General features: G+C 64.2%; 4 protein-coding genes. All 4 read left to right on the forward strand.

Going from position 1 to position 1546, the window contains the following annotated elements:
• Positions 1-136 (forward strand): 30S ribosomal protein S10 (locus AC04L7_RS18360; protein ID WP_475513655.1); only part of this gene is annotated, 136 nt, incomplete at its 5' end.
• 11 nt (positions 137-147) lie between these two features.
• Positions 148-801: a 50S ribosomal protein L3 gene (gene rplC, locus AC04L7_RS18365; protein ID WP_245087928.1), complete on the forward strand. Its 654-nt coding sequence runs from the start codon at positions 148-150 to the stop codon at positions 799-801.
• An 11-nt stretch (positions 802-812) separates the two neighbouring features.
• Entirely contained in the window at positions 813-1418 is a 606-nt protein-coding gene (gene rplD / locus AC04L7_RS18370; RefSeq protein WP_296279009.1) for a 50S ribosomal protein L4, read from the forward strand.
• Positions 1415-1546, forward strand: a 132-nt coding sequence (gene rplW / locus AC04L7_RS18375) for a 50S ribosomal protein L23 (protein WP_475513656.1), incomplete at its 3' end; no start/stop codon positions are given. The genes rplD and rplW, both read left to right, overlap by 4 nt.

Below are 1546 nucleotides of genomic sequence, written 5' to 3' on the forward strand. Positions count from 1 at the left end.
GGACGCGCGTGACCAGTACGAAACCCGCACGCACAAGCGCGTGCTCGACATCGTCGACCCKAACGACAAGACCGTGGACGCGCTGATGAAGCTCGAACTCGCGGCTGGCGTCGACGTGCAGATCAAGTTGACCTGAGGCCCACGACCATGACCGCGAAGAAATATTCGTTGGGTCTCGTCGGCCGCAAGGCTGGCATGACCCGCGTGTTCACCGAAGATGGCAAGTCCATCCCGGTGACGCTGATCGAAGCAACCCCGAACCGCATCACCCAGATCAAGACCCCGGAAACCGACGGCTACAGCGCCGTGCAGGTTGCCGTCGGTACCCGCCGCGCCTCGCTCGTCACCAAGCCTGTTGCCGGTCACCTGGCCAAGGCCAAGGTCGAAGCCGGCCGCGGCCTCTGGGAACTGCGCGTGGAAGCCGACAAGCTGGGCGACTTCACCGTCGGCGGCGAGATCAAGGCCGACATCTTCGAAGTCGGCCAGATCGTCGACGTCCAGGGTGTCACCAAGGGCAAGGGCTTCCAGGGCACCATCAAGCGCTGGAACTTCCGCATGGGCGACGCCACCCACGGTAACTCGCTGTCGCATCGCGCGCCGGGTTCGCTGGGTCAGCGCCAGACGCCGGGCCGAGTGTTCCCGGGCAAGAAAATGTCCGGCCACATGGGTGCCGTGCAGCAGAGCACGCAGAACCTGGAAGTCGTCCGCGTGGACGCCGAGCGCGGCCTGATCGCCGTTCGCGGCGCCGTGCCGGGTGCGCCGGGTGGTGACGTGATCGTGCGTCCGGCAAGCAAGGGTTGAGGAGAACGACCATGGAACTAGCCATTACAGGTAGCGCCAACAAGCTGTCGGTCTCCGACGACGTGTTCGGCCGTGAATTCAGCGAGGATCTGGTCCACCAGGTCGTCGTTGCCTACCGCAACGCCGGTCGTGCCGGCACCAAGGCGCAGAAGACGCGCGCCGAAGTGAACGGCACCACCAAGAAGTCCAAGAAGCAGAAGGGCGGCGGTGCCCGTCACGGCGCCCTGACCGCGCCGATCTTCGTGGGCGGCGGCGTGACTTTCGCGGCCAAGCCGCGCAGCTTCGCGCAGAAGGTCAACCGCAAGATGTACCGTGCGGCCATCAGCTCGATCCTGTCCGAGCTCAACCGCCAGAACCGCCTGAAGGTCGTGGAAGCGTTCGACGTGGACGCCACCAAGACCAGCGCCCTGGTCGAGAAGCTGAAGGGCTTCGAGCTCGGCAAGCGTCCGCTGATCGTCACCGAAGATGCTTCCGAGCACCTTTACCTGTCCGCCCGCAACCTTCCCTACGTGGAAGTGCGCGACGTGCAGGGTCTGGATCCGGCGGCGCTGGTCGGTGCCGACTCCGTGTTGATCACGGCCGACGCCATCAAGAAGATCGAGGAGTGGCTGGCATGATCAGCAACGAAAAGATTTTTGCCGTGCTGCGTGCTCCGCGCGTCTCCGAAAAGACCGTGCGCCTGCAGGAACTCTCCAATCAATACGTCTTCGAAGTCTCGAACGATGCCACCAAGGCCGATGTGAAG

It is taken from the genome of Pseudoxanthomonas sp. LjRoot204_2, from assembly GCF_056175765.1.

Coding starts and splice junctions, on each gene's coding strand:
- rplC (WP_245087928.1), top strand. CDS start 148: ATGACCGCGAAGAAATATTCGTTGGGTCTCGTCGGCCGCAAGGCTGGC.
- rplD (WP_296279009.1), top strand. CDS start 813: ATGGAACTAGCCATTACAGGTAGCGCCAACAAGCTGTCGGTCTCCGAC.